Origin of the sequence: Reyranella sp., assembly GCF_965279465.1 — a bacterium.
In the GTDB taxonomy this organism is placed as follows: domain Bacteria; phylum Pseudomonadota; class Alphaproteobacteria; order Reyranellales; family Reyranellaceae; genus Reyranella.
On sequence record NZ_OZ257242.1, the window covers coordinates 3,117,041 to 3,131,305 of the forward strand.

The following is a 14,265-nucleotide window of genomic DNA, read 5'->3' on the forward strand; positions in this document are numbered from 1 at the left end:
AGGACTCAAAGTCATGAAGCGCATATCGCTGCTTTCGCTTGGTCTTGCATTCGGCGTCGTCGCGGCACTTCCCGCCAACGCTGCCGACAAGGTCACCTGGACCTTCTCGCTTTATGGGCCGCCGCGCGCTGCCACCGTGACCTTCGAACATCTCGCGAAGGTTGCCAAGGAGAAGAGCGGCGGCAATTTCATCATCAATCTCAGGTACAATGAGCAGCTCGGCGAAGCGAAGGACATGCTCGACGGGATAAAGGTCGATGCCTACCAGGGTGCATTCGTTGCCTATTCGTATGCGCCCGCGAAGACGCCGCTGCAGGGCGTGCTCGACATGCCGTTCCTGCCGATTCCCGACCTCGTCGCATCGGCCAAGGTGCAGGACGCATACCAGGCCTGGAAGCCGGTGTCCGACGAGCTGTCCAAGTGGAACGCCATGCATTTCATGACCCTGCTCCTGCCGCAGTACGAGTTCATGGGCACGGGCAAGCCGCCGCGTGACCTCGAGGACTGGAAGGGCATGAGGGTGCGTGCCCTGGGCGGCCTCGGCGACGCCATGAAACTTCTCGGTGCCGTGCCGACGTCGGTGTCCGCTCCGGAAGTCTACACAGCGCTGGAACGCGGCACGTTCCAGGCGGCATCGTTCCCCTTCACCTACAGCTTCACGGCCTACAAGCTTCACGAAGTGTCGAAATGGTACACGCTCGGCATGCAGCTCGGCATCATCCACAACTCGGTCGTGCTGAGCCAGACGGCCTGGAAGGCGCTTCCCGACGAGTACAAGAAGATCCTGCAGGACGCCAAGGAAGAGACCTACCGCCTGCAGCGCGAGGCCTATGACGCGGCCGACAAGAAGGCCTTCCCGCTGTTCGAGAAGCGCAAGCTGGAGGTGGTGAAGGTGACCCAGGAGATGCGCGACAAGCTGATGACCACGGCCGCGCAGCCGGTGTGGGACCACTGGGTCGCCGAAACCGAGAAGAAGGGCCTTCCGGGCAAGGAGGCGCTCGAGATGGTTCTGTCGCTCGCGAAGAAGAACGCGACCAACTGAGGCCAGGGCACGTACCGCATCCGGCCGATCGCCCTCGGCCGGATGGGGGCCCGAGCTCGATTTGCGGTTCGCTTCGGCGACATGCTTGATACAAGGAGAGTGAGGAGCTGAGCCGAACCACCGGCCGCATGTCGAACCAGGATTGCCTATGGCCGCGTTGTTTGGGGAACTTCGTCAGGTGGCGGCAATAGCCGCTTGCGCGGTCGCGCTGGCGGCTTGCGCCAGCACGGCCTCGTACCAGGTGGCCGCAATGGAAGCGTCCGATGCCGGCGACCAGAAGAAGGCGATAAGCCTGGCGTCGAAAGAAGTGGAGCGGTTCTCCACCACCGATCAGTGCTCGAGCAAGACCAACTACAATTGCGGCACGCTGGCGCTCGCTTACAGCGCCCTCGCCGGCTACCAGATTTTGGACGGCGACCGGGCGGCCGGGGAACGCAGCTTCCGATTCGCCAAGCAGGCGCTGCGCCAGACGGCAGCCGAGAACCGCTCGAGCGCGACGGGAATCGTCTACCGCGACGTTTCGGAAGCGTTCTGGAGAGTTGGCGACAAATCGCGCGCCATCGACGTTCTCAAGGAAGGTATCACCGCGGGGGGAGATCAATACCTGTTCATGGGCTCCGCTGCGAAGGCACTCGAACAGCAAGAGCCCCCGGCGCCTCCCGCGCGAGCAGAGCCCGGCGGCGCGTCGGACAAGGTCTCCGACCGCCGTAACACACGAAACGAGATACGCCCGCCTGCACAATCCCGTTGAAATGCGATTCCCGTAGAAGCCCGGCGCAGGCCGGAGTCGCGGGTGATGATGATGCGCATTTCTAGGTGGGCTGTGGTGGTGGTGTTTGCAGCGGCGCAGCTGGCAGGCGTTCAGGCAGCCGCGCAGCTGATGGCAGCTGCGTCGACGCCGATGGACTGCTCGCCGGACGCTCCTGACTCTCTCGAGATCAGCTGGACCCAGCCGTGCAACGAGGGCGACTGGCTGCTCGACACGGAAGTCGGATGCCGCATGGGGGATTGGCACCCCGACCCCAACGATCGCGCGGTCTGGAGCGGCGCCTGCCCGGGCGGCAACAAGGACGGCCAGGGCGTCGTACAGTGGTACGAGCACGGCCAGATGATCGATCGTTTCGAGGGCACGTTCCGTAACGGGAAGCGAGAGGGTTTCGGTCGCTACGTCTGGGCGCCCCAGGTGAGCTACGAGGGTCTCTACGGCAACGACGTGCCCAATGGTCCTGGCACCGCGACGGTGCTGGGCGAGACTTTCTCCGGCACCTGGAGGAACGGCTGTCTGGAGAAGACGGGCCGCGTCGTGGCAATCGGCGTCGAACGCAGCTCTTGCAGCGGGTCGGCTCAGGGCGAGCGCAAGGCGACTATCCAGAGATGATGAGCTGAACTCATATCAAGTTCCCGCTCCGATCGTGATGCCGCCCCGGCCACCCCTCGTGCGAAATTCCGCCGAGGAGCTTCACGCAGCCGAACGGTCCGGCCCGCCTTGTTGATCTGCATCAAGGTCGTCGCATCATCCGCCGAATAGGAGAGTTGCGGCACTCGTGCCGATAGAAGATGGGAAATGGGTTATGCGTCCTGGCCTGCTCATCCTTATTGCCGTTGGAATGGTCTTGGTCGGCGCGGGCGCGGCCGGCGTCACCGGGCAAGCGGTGACGACAGATCCAGGCGGCATTTCGACCGCCGCCCTCTCGCGCTGCGCCGGTGCCGCCGGCCTGGAGGTTCGCGAAGCCGATGCCTCGTTCGGCCAGATCATGCTCGACGGTGTGCCGTGGCTCTCTGCCCAGCATGACCAGCAAGCCGTCGTCCTTAGCGGCACCGGTGGCCTGCGCCGCCGGAACGGTACGACTGTGCCGTTCCGGTTCTTGTGCGTGCTCGACGAAAAGCACCACGCCAACACGTTCCGGATCACCTCGGCCGGTGCCGACGATGCGCTCCCTCCGTCCCGCGCGATCAGGGGCGCGGCCGCGCTCGTCGGTCTCCGGGGCGCTCTTCCGCGCGGGGCGGAGCTGCGAGTCCAGCTTCTCGACTTGAAGAAGGACTCGAACGGCGAGCTCCTGGCCGAACAGGTCGTACGCAGCGGCTGGGAAGAGCCCATTCCCTTTGCGTTACGCGTACCTGCCGAGATCGCCGTGGACGACCGGCGCCTTGCCATCATCGCACGCGTCGTGCTGGCGCGCGCGGTGATCTATCGGATGGAGCGCCCGCATGTGCTGGCTCCTGACGAAATGCGACGTCCCGTGAAATTGGATCTTTCGCCTTTGTAAAACACGAATCGGGCAATCGCAGTCGTCACTCGAGCTTGATGTTCGCCACCTGGATGACTTCGGCATATCGCGCGGTGTCGTCGGCAACCGCGCGGCTGAATTCCGTCGATGTCGTGCCTACGACGATCAGGCCGATGTCGGCCAGCCGTTTCACGATTTCCGGCCGGCGTACCGCCGTCCGGTAGGCTTCCTCCAGCTTCGTCTTTATGGGTTCCGGAGTGCCGGCCCGGATCGCCACGCCGAAGTCGTTGCTCGCCCGGACATTGGGATAGCCCACTTCCGCGAAGGTCGGCAGGTCGGGGAATTCCGGCATCCTTTCGGTGTGGCTGAGCGCGAGGCCGCGCAGCTGGCCGTTGAGGATGTATTGCCGCGCGTCCGTCACCCCGAGCACGGACATCTGGATGCGCCCCTCCAGAAGGTCGCTGACGATGGCTGGCGTCGCGCGATAGGGGACGTGCGCCATGTCGACCCCGGCGGCCATCTTGAACAGCTCGCCGCCCAGATGCACGGACGTGCCGACGCCCGTGCTGCCGTAGGACCACTTGCCCGGCTCCGCCTTCGCGGCGGCAACGAACTCGGCCATGGTCTTCGGGCCGAGCTGGCTCGGCACGCACAGAATGGTCGGCCCGATGGTCAGCCGCGAGAGCGGCGTGAAGGCGTCCATGGAGAAGGGGAGATTGCGCATCAGCAGGGCGACGGTGGCGTAACTGCTGCCCGTGAACATCAGCGTGTAGCCGTCGGCCGGTGCCGAGGCGACGGATGCCATTGCCACCGTTCCGGTAGCCCCCGGACGGTTCTCCACGATCACCTGCTGTCCGAGCGAATCCGACACGATCGGCGCGAGCAGCCGCGACAGCACATCCATGGAGCCGCCGGCCCCGAACGGCATCAGCACGCGGATCGGCTTGGTCGGCCAGGGGTCGGCGGCGCGCGCCCCGGAGCCTGCCCCTGTTGATGCCACGATACCGCCAGCGGTCATCGCCAGCAGCTTTCGCCTCGTCAGTCGATCGAGCACCGCTTGTCCTCCCGGAAGTCCGTTGTGTTATTGGCTGCGTTTCACGGCAATCGAATGGGTATGCGATAGAAGCGGACGGCGTTGCCCGCGAAAAACTTGCCGAGCGTCTCGGGCGTTTCATTTGCCAATGCCGTGCGCATGACATCGACGATCCCGCCGAACGTCGTGCTGAGACTGGCGACCGGCAGATTGCTCGCGAAGATGATCCGGTCCGGGCCAAAGATCGCCGCGGCCTCGCGCACCACGCGGATATTGCTGGGGATATCCCACCTGCCGTGCGGCAGGCCGAGTTCCGAGATCTTGATCACCACGTTCGGAGAGTCGGCCAGCGCCGCGAGCCCCTTGCGCCAGATCGCGAGGCCCTCGTCCGAGCGGTCGAGCGGCAGGCCGGTGTGATTGACCACCATCGGAATGCCGGGAAAGGAACGCGCGACCTCGGCGCCTTCTTCCAGGTGCCAGTAGGGAATGCGCATGTCCCACGACAGGCCGTGCTTTTCCAGCAGCGCGAAGTTCCGCCGCCAATGGTCGTCCTGCATGGTGCCCGGTGCGCCTGCGATCGAGATCGTCGGCCCCGGCGAGGTCGTTGGCCGCGAGCGGATGCCGCGCATCAGAGCGGACCGGGCATGGCCCTCCAGGACCGCGGAGCAGTCCGGCTGGATGAACGAGACGTGCCCGACCACGACCGACGGCAGCTCGAACTGCCCGTGCATCGTCTCCAGCCACTCGGTTTCGGCCACTTGCTCGTCCGTCGCGCGTCCTGCCTGGATGTGGACGCTGCCGATGACATGGAAGCCTTCGAGGTCGCCGACATAGTCCGCCGGCAGGTAGTCGCGACAGATCTTGCGATAATCGCCGAGGAAGAAATTGTCGTCGTACTGGTCCTGCTTGGAGGGATAGCGGCCCGCGCTGAGGTCCCAGAGATGATGGTGGGCATCGACGATGGACACCGCGAACCCAGGCGGCGTGGCCAGCCTGTCGAGGATATTCATTTCCCCACCTTTCATTTTCACTGCGTCGATGAAGCCGACGCCTCGCGTCGATGTCAATGAATGCGGCTCGCCAGTCGGATTGCTATAGGCGCAGATGGATCGAGCGGGACGTGCACGCCCGATCGCTACTTCGGAGGTGACGCGGTGACTGGCCTGTTTCGCGACGAGCTGCATGAGGACTTTGGCACCTGGCCGATCGCCTACATTCCCTATGGCGGCGCCGATTTCGGCGAGATCCGGGCGGTCGCCAGGGCGATCGGCGAGGGCGATCACAGTGCCTATTTCAGCGCCTGGACGACGGCGGGCGATCGGCTGAGTGCGGAGGCCGATGCGGCGCTCGCCAAAGGTCATGTCGCCAGTGCGCGTGCCTTGTACCTTCGGGCCAGCACCTTCCACGCGACCTCGTTCCACCCGCTATACGGGGCGCCCGTCGATCCACGCCTCCTCGCCGCCTTCCGCAAGCAGGTGATCGCCTTCGACAAGGGGGTCGCCCTCGGGCCGCATCCGACTGCACCGCTCGCCATCCCCTTCGGAAAGACGACATTGCCGGCCTACTTCATCGCAGCGGAAGGCTTCGAGACCGAGGTGCGGCCGCTGATCGTCTTCAACAATGGATACGATTGCACCATCACCGATACGTACTTCGCGTGCGCGGTGGCGGCCTCGCGGCGCGGCTATCACAGCCTGGTGTTCGACGGCCCCGGCCAGGGCGCGATGCTCTATGAGCGTGGCGTCCCGCTGCGGCCCGACTGGGAGGTGGTGATCAAGGCCGTCGTGGATTTCGCCGAAGCCCTGCCTCTTGTCGATGCCACGCGCATCGCGCTCAGCGGGTGGAGCCTGGGCGGCTATCTCGCCCCGCGCGGCGCTTCGGCCGAGCCGCGCATCGCGGCCCTGATCGCCGATCCCGGCACTTGGGGCATCGCGGACGGCTTCCGTGAGGTGATCGTGCGCCTGTTCGGCCTGCCCGTCGAAGCAGTTGCCGACCTCGGCACGCTCGACCAGGCGATCCTGGACAAGGTCGAGGCCGTTATCCGCGCCAATCGCCAGCTGAGCTGGAAGGTCGTCCAGCGTGGCTTCTGGGTCCATGGCGTCGATACTCTGAGGGCGTTCTTCACCTCGGCCGAGCTCTTCACCATGACGGGCCGCGCCGGGCTCATCTCCTGCCCGACCCTGATCACCCAGGCCGAGAACGACATGCTCGCCGCCGGCGCAGGCGCCTTCGCCGCCGCGCTGCGCTGCCCGACGACCTTGATGCGCTTCACCGCGGCCGAAGGGGCGGACGGCCATTGCGAGATGGGCAACCGCTCGCTCCTCAACTGCCGTGTTCTCGACTGGCTCGACGAGCAATTTGGTACCAGCTCATAGCCTTCCTCTCCCGAGGCGGCGGCGATAGAAGCGGCCTTCTTCTCAGGAGGGTATGGACGTGGCAGACGCGCAGCCGGCGAAGTATGAGCGGCGGGAGTACTTCCGATGGTGGACGAAGATCGCGAGCCGGTGGGCCGACTGTGATGCCTATGGGCACGTGAATAACGCGACCTATTACAGCTGGTTCGATACCGCGCTGACCACGATGGCGATCGAACGAGGGATCCTTCGGGCGCCGGGACAGACGTCGATCGGCCTTTGCGTCGCGAGTGGATGCGAATTTCTGGCGCCGATTGGCTTTCCGGAGACCGTCGATGTCGGCGCCCGCGTCGGACGCATCGGCACGAGCTCGATTCGGTACGAGCTCGCGATTTTCGCGCGGGAAGAAGCGCCGGCCGCCGTGTGTCATTTCACCCATGTCTACGTCCATGCGCAGACTCGGAAAGGCGTAGCGCTGACTGCGGAGCAGAAGGCGGCGATCGCCGACCTGGTCGGCTGATTGACGGCAATGCTTGCTGGACTCACAGGCGCTGAACTACAGTCCGCGCGCAAATGCTAGCCGGGAAGGCTGGCTGAGTCATGGGAGGCCATTTTTGAATCCGACGCGTCGCCGCATCATCGCGGCCAGTGCGGGCGTCCTCGCGGCGCCCGCCGTGTTCAGCAGGGCATCGGCGCAGGGCGCCTTCCCGTCGAAGCCGATCCGGATTATCGTGCCCTACCCGGCGGGCGGCCAGACCGACGGCATCGCCCGTTCGTTCGGCGACTTCCTCTCGCGCAAGCTCGGCCAGCCGGTCGTCGTCGAGAACAAGGGTGGGGCCGGCGGCACGATCGGCGTCACCGAGGTCAAGCGCGCGGCGCCGGACGGCTACACGATCCTCTGCACCATCTCCTCGTCGCTGATCCAGAATCGCGTCACTGTCAAAGATCTGCCGTACGATCCGGAGAAGGACTTCACCTACCTGACGATGACGACCAGCATCGGCGGGCCGGTGGTCGCGGCGGAGAAGACCGGCGCCACGAACCTCAAGCAGTTCGTCGAGTATGCCAAGAAGGTCGACAAGCTGAACTGGGGCGCCTATGGCCCGGGCTCCACGCCGCACGTGCTGATCGAGACCATGGCCAAACAGTACGGATTCAAGGTCGAGATCGTGCAGTATCGCGGCGAGGCGGCGATGTTCGCCGACGTGACCGCCCAGGTGCTCGACGGCGCGTCGGGCAGCCCGGCCGCGTCGGCGCCGGTGATCGCGTCCGGCAAGGGCAAGATCATCGCCGTCGTGGGCGACCGCCTGCCGGCCTATCCGGACGTGCCGACGATGACCGAGCAGGGCGCCGTCGGCGGCTCCTACGAGACGCGCGCGTTCGCCGTCTTCGCCGTCCCGTCCGCGACGCCGAAGGAGATCGTGAAGAAGCTGTCCGACACGCTGATCGAGGCCGGCACCGACGAAAAGGTGAAGCAGCTTCTCGCCAACTACCTGATCGTCGGCCCGCTCAGCTTCGAGGCGACCAACGCCCGCTTCAAGCGGGACACCGAGGTGATGCTGGCCGTGCTGAAGGAGATCGGGCTCAAGCCGGAGTAGCGGAAGAAGGTTATCGAGACCGCCTGCCATGATCGGATTATCGGCGGTTGACGACTGGATTTCCTACGCCCAGCATCGGGTCGCAAGACGTAAGGCGCGGGCAGGGCGCGAAAACAACCCTGTAAATAAAAAACGGATTTGGGAGGGTAGAATGCGCCGGGATTATTGGCTGACCGTGCTTGCCGCGGGGGCGTTCGTATGGGGATTGTCGGCATCGCTCGCGCCGCGGGCGGAAGCGGCCGACCTCACGATCAAGCTCGGCTGGGCGAGTTCGGCGGGCGAGACGGACCCCTACGCCGTCGGCGCCCGCGCCTTCAAGGACGCCGTGGAGAAGGAGTCGAAGGGCCGGATCGAGGTGAAGCTGTTCCCCAACCGGGCGCTCGGCGACGAGAAGGCTTTGCTGGAAGGCATGCGCCTCGGCACGGTCGAAGCGGGCATCATAACCAATGCGGTGGTCGCGCAGATCGAGCCGGCCTTCCAGATCAACGACATGCCGTTCCTCTATGGCGACGAGGCCAAGGCACAGAAGGTCCTGGACGGTCCGGTCGGAGACAAGCTGCGCCAGAAGCTGGCGGCGAAGAATGTCGCCCTGCTCGGCTACATGGAGGGCGGATTCCGCGCCATGATCAACAATGTCCGGCCGGTGCTGACTCCCGCTGACGTCAAGGGCGTGAAATACCGGGTCATGCAGAACCCGGTCTATATCGCGATGTTCTCCTCGCTCGGGGGCAATGCGGTGCCCATGGCGTGGGCCGAAACCTTCACGGCCGTCCAGCAGGGCGCTATCGACGGGCTCGAAATTCCGCCGACGGTCATCGACCAAAACAAGCTCTTTGAGGTCACGAAATTCCTGTCGCTGACGAATCATACCTATTCGGTGATCGAGCTTCTGATGTCGAAGCGCGTCTTCGACAAGCAGCCGGACGATCTGAAGCAGGCAATCGTCAAGGCGGCTGCGGAAGCGACGAAGCAGCAGCGCGCGGCGTCGCTGAAGGCATCCCGGGAGGTGATCGCAACGCTCGAGAGCAAGGGGATGAAGGTCAACAAGGTCGCCGACATCGCTCCCTTCCGCGAGTCGGTGAAGGTGGTCTACGAGCAGTTCAAGCCGTCGATCGGGCCGGACATCGTGGAGGACGTGCTCGCGGCGGTAAAGTAGGCGATGGCGACGGAGCAGCCGGGCGCAGTCGCGATCGAGAGTGTCCGGCGCATCGTCCGCGCAGTCGTCTGGCTGCTGCGGGCAAGCCTGATCGGCGCCGCGGCGGTGATGCTGGCCTGCATCGCGATCCAGGTGGTCATGCGCTACGTGTTCGGGCAGACACCCTCGTGGTCCGAGGAGGTGGCGATCCTGATGTTCGCCTGGACCACGCTGGGCGGCCTCGCGCTCGGGATCCATGAGGGCTTCCATGTTCGGTTGACGGTGGCGCTGGACCCGCTGCCCGGCGCGGCGCGCGCCTGGGCGGAGCGCGGCATCGACCTGATCGCGGCCCTGTTCGGGGCCTGTCTCGTCTGGTCCGGGCTTCGCTTTGTCGAGTTCACGCGCGGGTCCATGTCGGCGGCCATAGGTTATCCCATCGAACTGCTGCACGGCATGGCCCCGATTGCCGGCGTGCTGGTCTGCCTCTTCGCCCTCGTGCGCGTCGTGGGAGGTGCTGCCGGCGCCGGGCAGGCTGGAGCGTCACCTCCGCCATGAGCGTCACCGCAATCGTGCTGGTGGCCACCTTTGTCGGGCTGGCTGCGATCGGCGTGCCGTTCGCCATCGCCATCGGCCTCGCGACCGTGGCTGTGCTGGTGGTGGCGGACATCGAGCCGGCCTTCTTCGCGCAGCAGATGATCGCCGGCTCACAGTCCTTCAGCCTGCTCGCGATCCCGCTGTTCATGCTGGCCGGCGAGCTGATGACGGCGGGCGGGCTTTCCGGTCGTCTCGTCCACGCGGCTGGCGTGCTGGTGCGGCACCGTACGGGCGGCCTCGCCATGGTGACGGTGATCGCGTCGGCCGTGTTCGCCGCCATCTCCGGCTCCGCGCCGGCGACCACGGCGGCGATGGGCTCGATCATGATCCCGGCCATGACCCGCGCCGGCTATGACAAGGCCTTTGCCACCGCGGTCGCCGTCAGCTCGGGCGTGCTCGGGCCCCTGATCCCGCCGTCGATCGCCTTCGTCATTTGGGGCGTCATCGCCGAGCAGTCGATCGGGCGGCTGTTCCTGTCCGGCATCTTGCCCGGCCTCGCGATCGCCGCCGGCCTCCTTGTCGTGTGCTTCGTCCATGCACGGCGCCAGAAGGTGCCGCTGGAGGAGCGTGCGTCCTGGCGCGAGACCGTGGAGGCGTTCCGTGACGCGAAGTGGGCGCTGATGTCGCCGGTGATCGTGCTGGGCGGCATCTATGGCGGGATCTTCACGCCGACCGAGGCGGCAGGAGTGAGCTGCCTCTACGCCATTCTGGTCGGCCTGCTGGTCGAGCGCCAGCTGACGTTGCGCGGGCTCCCGGAGCTGTTCCTTCGGGCGGTGCGGACCTCGGCCATGGTGACCGCCATCGTTGCGGTGTCGACCGGCTTTGGCGTGCTGGTGGCGCAGGATCAGATCGCGGTGAGGTTCGCTGAATGGCTCGCCGGCAGCGTCGACCAGCGCTGGATGGCGCTGGCCGGCCTCAACATCGTCTTCTTCCTGCTCGCTGCCGTGATGGACGAGATCGCCATCATGGTGATCTTCGGCCCGATGCTGATCGCCATCGCCAGCCGCTTCGGGGTCGATCCGGTCCATTTCGGCGCGATCATCGTCACCAACGTCGCCATCGGCATGGCGGCGCCGCCGATCGGCTACTGCCTCTTCATCGGCATGGCGATCAGCGGTCTCAGCCTCGGGGCGGTCTCGCGCAGGATATGGCCCATGATCCTGGTGATGCTGATCGTGCTGTTCCTGACGACCTATGTGCCCCAGTTCGCGCTTCTCCTGGCCGGGTGAAGCGCTGCAATGCCGCTCGTGCGGTGCAGCATCGCGGCGAGGCGGCGATGCCCGACGGCGCGTGGGGCAGCCCGTCCGCCCAAGTATTGTTTCGTGCGGTAACTACCGGTATCCGGTACTATTCCCGACGTGCAGTACGAATGGGACGATGCCAAGGCCGCTGAGAACCTTCGCAAGCACAGCGTCGACTTCATGGATGCGATTGCCGCCGTTGAAGACCCGAACCGTTTGGAAGAGCTCGATGCACGATTCGATACGGCGAAGAGCGAATCCAGGCGATCGGAATGGCGCGCGGCGGCGTCCTGTTCGTCATCATGACGCTTCGCGATGAGGGCCTTTGCAGAATCATATCGGCTCGGAAGGCCACACGGCATGAGCAAGACCGGTACTACGCGGGTGACCGTGAAATCTGGTGAGCCTCGGCGAAGGGGCGATACCGATTGGGCGCGTCTCGGCGCCATGAACGATCAGGAGGTCGTGGCAGCCGCGCGGATAGATCCCGATGCACAACCCCTCACTCCGGAGCAACTGGCGGGGATGCGCCGGGTATCGCGCGTCAAGGTGCTACGGCAGCGCCTCAGCATGACACAGGTGGAATTTGCCGAGGCTTTCCACCTGCCCATCACGACCTTACGCGATTGGGAGTAGCACCGAAGCACGCCCGACGCGCCCGCTCGCGCACTATTGTTGGCAATCGAGCGCAACCCCGAGGTCATGCGGCGATTGCTGGCTGACAAGGCCGCGTAATGTCGCTCTCGTCGGCGCGTTCGGCATCGAGGCAACGAACGCCCGCATTCAGGCGCAACACCGAGGTGATGGTGACCGTGCTGAAGGAGATCGAGCTCAAGCCGGAGCAGCGCGCGGCCGGCCGCAGGCGCCGACGGCTACGACCCGTCGGAAAATCGCGAATCCCGCCACGCCAGCGCGGCCTTGAGGCCCTGTTCCTTTCGGATGCGGCCGAACTCGGCTTTCTCGGCGCTCGGCGTGGCGTTCAGGATCACGTCGATGTCGAGCGAGGCGCGCAACGCATCCCGCATTCCCATGATCTCGTAGGTGCGGTTCATGGCGCGCTTCGTGAAGAACACTGAAGGCCCCGCGGCGGCGGCAATGTCGAGCGCCATGCGCCGCCCGAACGGGACCAGCTCGGTCTCCGGCACGACATGATTGACGATGCCGATCGCGTGGGCGCGCGCGGCGTCCATCTTGTCGTTGCCGGTCAGCAGCATCTCCTTGGCGTGCTTGGGCAGCACGGTCCACGGCAGCAACATGGCGACGATGCCCGTGCCGAAGCGGACCTCGGGTTCGCCGAAGCGGGTCCCCTCGGCGGCGATGGTGATGTCGCAAGCCAGCGCCACCTCGAAGGCGCCCGCCATGCAGAATCCGTGCACGAGGGCGATCGTGGGCTTCGGGCAGTCCCAGAAGGCCATGATGAAATCGAACTGCCGTTCCATCTGGCGGCGGACGTGATCCACAGTGGACATGTCGCGTTCCGCGGCGGCCTTCATGTCGAAGCCGGCGGAGAAGGCGCGGCCTTCGCCGCGCACCAGCACGGCCCGGATGGCGTCGTCGGTGGCGAAGGCGTGCAGCGCCGCCCGGCACTCTTCCATCGTCTCGTTGTTGAAGGCGTTGAGGACCTGCGGCCTATTGAACGTGAGAGACGCGAGGGGACCGTCGGATTCTACCTTGATGTGGCTGTAGGTCATGCAAGCTCCTCGAGGGTGTCCGAGTATCGGCGATCGGGCGCACGGCCGGAATAGCGGTCTTGATTCGGAGGGCTAATCGGGTTTGATAGCGGCCGACCCGTGCACGGGATCGACGGACAAACGAGGGGAGACGACCATGCGGCCGAACAAGATCAAGCAGATGTGGCGTGACGGGAAATGCGTGACGCTGGGCTGGCTCTCCGTGTCGCACGGAATGACCGCCGAGGTGATGGCGCGCCAGGGCTTCGATGCGCTTTGCGTCGACCTGCAGCACGGCCTGGCCGAAATGAAGGACGTCGCGCCGATGCTGCAGGCGATCTCGCAGACCGATACGGTGCCGGTTGTGCGCGTCGCCTGGAACGAGCCGGCGGCGATCATGAAGGCGCTCGATCTCGGCGCCTATGCCATCATCGTGCCGCTGGTGAACAACGCCGAGGAAGCCGCCAAGGCGGTGGCCGCGTGCCGCTATCCGCCGGTCGGCATGCGCTCCAACGGGCCCGTACGGGCCGTGCACTACGGCGGCTCCGACTACGTGGCCAAGGCCAACGACGAGATCGTCGTCATGGCGATGATCGAGACCAAGGAAGGCCTCGCCAACCTCGACGCGATCTGCGCCACGCCCGGCCTCGACGCCGTCTATATCGGGCCGGCCGACCTGTCGTTTGCCCTGGGCCTCGCGCCGCGCGGCGACAACCCGGACCCGCTCCACATGGCGACCTGCGACAAGATCCGGGACGCCGCGCACAAGGCCGGCATCAAGTGCGTCATGCACTGCGCCGGTGCCGCGTTCGCGTCGGGCGCGGTCAAGCGCGGCTTCGACATGATCATGCTGACGTCCGACCTGTCCTGCATGGTCGCCGGCGCCCGCCAGCAGCTCGACGAGCTCAAGGCGAAGATCGCCTGAGGCAAGGACGTCGGAGACGGCGGACTCTCGCGCATCGACGGGCCGGTTGGCCCGTCGCGAACGCGGTAGCCGCGCCAAGCCTCAATTTTCCCCGGCGGTTTCGTCCATTGTGGGCCCGTCCGGGCTCGGCCGCAGCATCAGCTTCCAGAGTTCGCCTTCACCGAGGTTCCTCCCGATCTCCCTGAGGGCGAAGAAGGGAAGCAGCGAGACCGCCAGGATGGCCCAGACACCGGCCATGCCCCTCCAGCTTCCGTCGCCGATGGGGTGGAAGCTGGTGGCTGCGGAGCCGCCGGCTCCACGTTCGAAGCCAAGGTGCGCGAGCTGGTTCGTGAGGATTGCACGAGGAGCGCAACCCGGCGGGCTCGCTGATTGGATCTCGCGCTGGCGCGACGACAGCCGGAGTCGCGTGGCGCACTTCTGGCCGCTCATTTGCACTTGTCGCGCC

Annotated in this window: 16 protein-coding genes and 1 pseudogene; 13 read left to right on the forward strand and 4 right to left on the reverse strand. The window is 65.7% G+C overall.

What is annotated here, in order from left to right:
• Positions 1–13: 13 nt before the first annotated feature.
• The 4 genes from dctP to ACQY8M_RS15140 all read left to right on the forward strand — a co-directional run bounded on the left by dctP (position 14) and on the right by ACQY8M_RS15140 (position 3,309).
• Positions 14–1,042 carry a TRAP transporter substrate-binding protein DctP gene (dctP, locus tag ACQY8M_RS15125; RefSeq protein WP_428673569.1) on the forward strand — a complete coding sequence of 343 codons (1,029 nt, stop codon included), beginning with the start codon at positions 14–16 and terminating at the stop codon, positions 1,040–1,042.
• Positions 1,043–1,190: 148 nt separating this feature from the next.
• Positions 1,191–1,793, forward strand: a complete 603-nt coding sequence (locus ACQY8M_RS15130) for a hypothetical protein (RefSeq protein ID WP_428673571.1) — start codon at positions 1,191–1,193, stop codon at positions 1,791–1,793.
• A 45-nt stretch (positions 1,794–1,838) separates the two neighbouring features.
• Complete coding sequence (locus tag ACQY8M_RS15135) at positions 1,839–2,420, forward strand: hypothetical protein (RefSeq protein WP_428673573.1); 582 nt, start codon at positions 1,839–1,841, stop codon at positions 2,418–2,420.
• Positions 2,421–2,613: 193 nt separating this feature from the next.
• Positions 2,614–3,309, forward strand: a complete 696-nt coding sequence (locus ACQY8M_RS15140; RefSeq protein WP_428673575.1) for a YbaY family lipoprotein — start codon at positions 2,614–2,616, stop codon at positions 3,307–3,309.
• A 25-nt stretch (positions 3,310–3,334) separates the two neighbouring features.
• Here the strand turns inward: ACQY8M_RS15140 and ACQY8M_RS15145 are convergent, their stop codons facing one another.
• Together ACQY8M_RS15145 and ACQY8M_RS15150 are read right to left on the reverse strand one after the other, a co-directional pair.
• Entirely contained in the window at positions 3,335–4,324 is a 990-nt protein-coding gene (locus tag ACQY8M_RS15145) for a Bug family tripartite tricarboxylate transporter substrate binding protein (protein WP_428673577.1), read from the reverse strand.
• A gap of 41 nt (positions 4,325–4,365) precedes the next feature.
• Positions 4,366–5,313 (reverse strand): amidohydrolase family protein, encoded by a 948-nt coding sequence (locus ACQY8M_RS15150; protein ID WP_428673579.1) that lies wholly within the window; start codon positions 5,311–5,313, stop codon positions 4,366–4,368.
• Positions 5,314–5,457: 144 nt separating this feature from the next.
• On the opposite strand from ACQY8M_RS15150, the gene ACQY8M_RS15155 reads away from it, so the two are divergent.
• The 8 genes and pseudogenes from ACQY8M_RS15155 to ACQY8M_RS15190 all read left to right on the forward strand — a co-directional run bounded on the left by ACQY8M_RS15155 (position 5,458) and on the right by ACQY8M_RS15190 (position 11,861).
• Positions 5,458–6,678: an alpha/beta hydrolase family protein gene (locus ACQY8M_RS15155; RefSeq protein ID WP_428673581.1), complete on the forward strand. Its 1,221-nt coding sequence runs from the start codon at positions 5,458–5,460 to the stop codon at positions 6,676–6,678.
• 58 nt (positions 6,679–6,736) lie between these two features.
• On the forward strand, positions 6,737–7,177 hold the full coding sequence (locus ACQY8M_RS15160) for an acyl-CoA thioesterase (RefSeq protein WP_428673583.1): 441 nt from the start codon (positions 6,737–6,739) through the stop codon (positions 7,175–7,177).
• A 94-nt stretch (positions 7,178–7,271) separates the two neighbouring features.
• On the forward strand, positions 7,272–8,255 hold the full coding sequence (locus ACQY8M_RS15165) for a Bug family tripartite tricarboxylate transporter substrate binding protein (RefSeq protein ID WP_428673585.1): 984 nt from the start codon (positions 7,272–7,274) through the stop codon (positions 8,253–8,255).
• Positions 8,256–8,406: 151 nt separating this feature from the next.
• Positions 8,407–9,411: a TRAP transporter substrate-binding protein gene (locus ACQY8M_RS15170; protein ID WP_428673587.1), complete on the forward strand. Its 1,005-nt coding sequence runs from the start codon at positions 8,407–8,409 to the stop codon at positions 9,409–9,411.
• A 3-nt stretch (positions 9,412–9,414) separates the two neighbouring features.
• On the forward strand, positions 9,415–9,945 hold the full coding sequence (locus ACQY8M_RS15175; protein ID WP_428673589.1) for a TRAP transporter small permease: 531 nt from the start codon (positions 9,415–9,417) through the stop codon (positions 9,943–9,945).
• Positions 9,942–11,213 (forward strand): TRAP transporter large permease, encoded by a 1,272-nt coding sequence (locus ACQY8M_RS15180; protein WP_428673591.1) that lies wholly within the window; start codon positions 9,942–9,944, stop codon positions 11,211–11,213. Before ACQY8M_RS15175 ends, ACQY8M_RS15180 begins: the two co-directional genes overlap by 4 nt.
• 192 nt (positions 11,214–11,405) lie before the next feature.
• A pseudogene (locus ACQY8M_RS15185) lies at positions 11,406–11,629 on the forward strand (BrnT family toxin).
• The gene (locus ACQY8M_RS15190; protein ID WP_428675634.1) at positions 11,586–11,861 is read left to right on the forward strand and encodes a helix-turn-helix domain-containing protein; all 276 of its coding nucleotides are present in this window, start codon (positions 11,586–11,588) and stop codon (positions 11,859–11,861) included. Before ACQY8M_RS15185 ends, ACQY8M_RS15190 begins: the two are co-directional and overlap by 44 nt.
• Before the next feature lie 236 nt (positions 11,862–12,097).
• On the opposite strand, the gene ACQY8M_RS15195 is transcribed toward ACQY8M_RS15190, so the two are convergent.
• Positions 12,098–12,916 carry an enoyl-CoA hydratase/isomerase family protein gene (locus tag ACQY8M_RS15195; protein WP_428673593.1) on the reverse strand — a complete coding sequence of 273 codons (819 nt, stop codon included), beginning with the start codon at positions 12,914–12,916 and terminating at the stop codon, positions 12,098–12,100.
• A 136-nt stretch (positions 12,917–13,052) separates the two neighbouring features.
• Between ACQY8M_RS15195 and ACQY8M_RS15200 the strand changes: the two genes are divergently transcribed.
• Complete coding sequence (locus ACQY8M_RS15200; RefSeq protein ID WP_428673595.1) at positions 13,053–13,820, forward strand: HpcH/HpaI aldolase family protein; 768 nt, start codon at positions 13,053–13,055, stop codon at positions 13,818–13,820.
• A gap of 81 nt (positions 13,821–13,901) precedes the next feature.
• Here the strand turns inward: ACQY8M_RS15200 and ACQY8M_RS15205 are convergent, their stop codons facing one another.
• Entirely contained in the window at positions 13,902–14,249 is a 348-nt protein-coding gene (locus tag ACQY8M_RS15205; protein ID WP_428673597.1) for a hypothetical protein, read from the reverse strand.
• Between the last annotated feature and the right edge of the window lie 16 nt (positions 14,250–14,265).

Bases quoted from the DNA above. Each gene is read 5' to 3' on its own strand.
- dctP (WP_428673569.1), top strand. From the start codon at position 14: ATGAAGCGCATATCGCTGCTTTCGCTTGGTCTTGCATTCGGCGTCGTC.
- ACQY8M_RS15130 (WP_428673571.1), top strand. From the start codon at position 1,191: ATGGCCGCGTTGTTTGGGGAACTTCGTCAGGTGGCGGCAATAGCCGCT.
- ACQY8M_RS15135 (WP_428673573.1), top strand. From the start codon at position 1,839: ATGATGATGCGCATTTCTAGGTGGGCTGTGGTGGTGGTGTTTGCAGCG.
- ACQY8M_RS15140 (WP_428673575.1), top strand. From the start codon at position 2,614: ATGCGTCCTGGCCTGCTCATCCTTATTGCCGTTGGAATGGTCTTGGTC.
- ACQY8M_RS15150 (WP_428673579.1), bottom strand. From the start codon at position 5,313: ATGAATATCCTCGACAGGCTGGCCACGCCGCCTGGGTTCGCGGTGTCC.
- ACQY8M_RS15170 (WP_428673587.1), top strand. From the start codon at position 8,407: ATGCGCCGGGATTATTGGCTGACCGTGCTTGCCGCGGGGGCGTTCGTA.
- ACQY8M_RS15175 (WP_428673589.1), top strand. From the start codon at position 9,415: ATGGCGACGGAGCAGCCGGGCGCAGTCGCGATCGAGAGTGTCCGGCGC.
- ACQY8M_RS15180 (WP_428673591.1), top strand. From the start codon at position 9,942: ATGAGCGTCACCGCAATCGTGCTGGTGGCCACCTTTGTCGGGCTGGCT.
- ACQY8M_RS15190 (WP_428675634.1), top strand. From the start codon at position 11,586: ATGAGCAAGACCGGTACTACGCGGGTGACCGTGAAATCTGGTGAGCCT.
- ACQY8M_RS15195 (WP_428673593.1), bottom strand. From the start codon at position 12,916: ATGACCTACAGCCACATCAAGGTAGAATCCGACGGTCCCCTCGCGTCT.
- ACQY8M_RS15200 (WP_428673595.1), top strand. From the start codon at position 13,053: ATGCGGCCGAACAAGATCAAGCAGATGTGGCGTGACGGGAAATGCGTG.
- ACQY8M_RS15205 (WP_428673597.1), bottom strand. From the start codon at position 14,249: ATGAGCGGCCAGAAGTGCGCCACGCGACTCCGGCTGTCGTCGCGCCAG.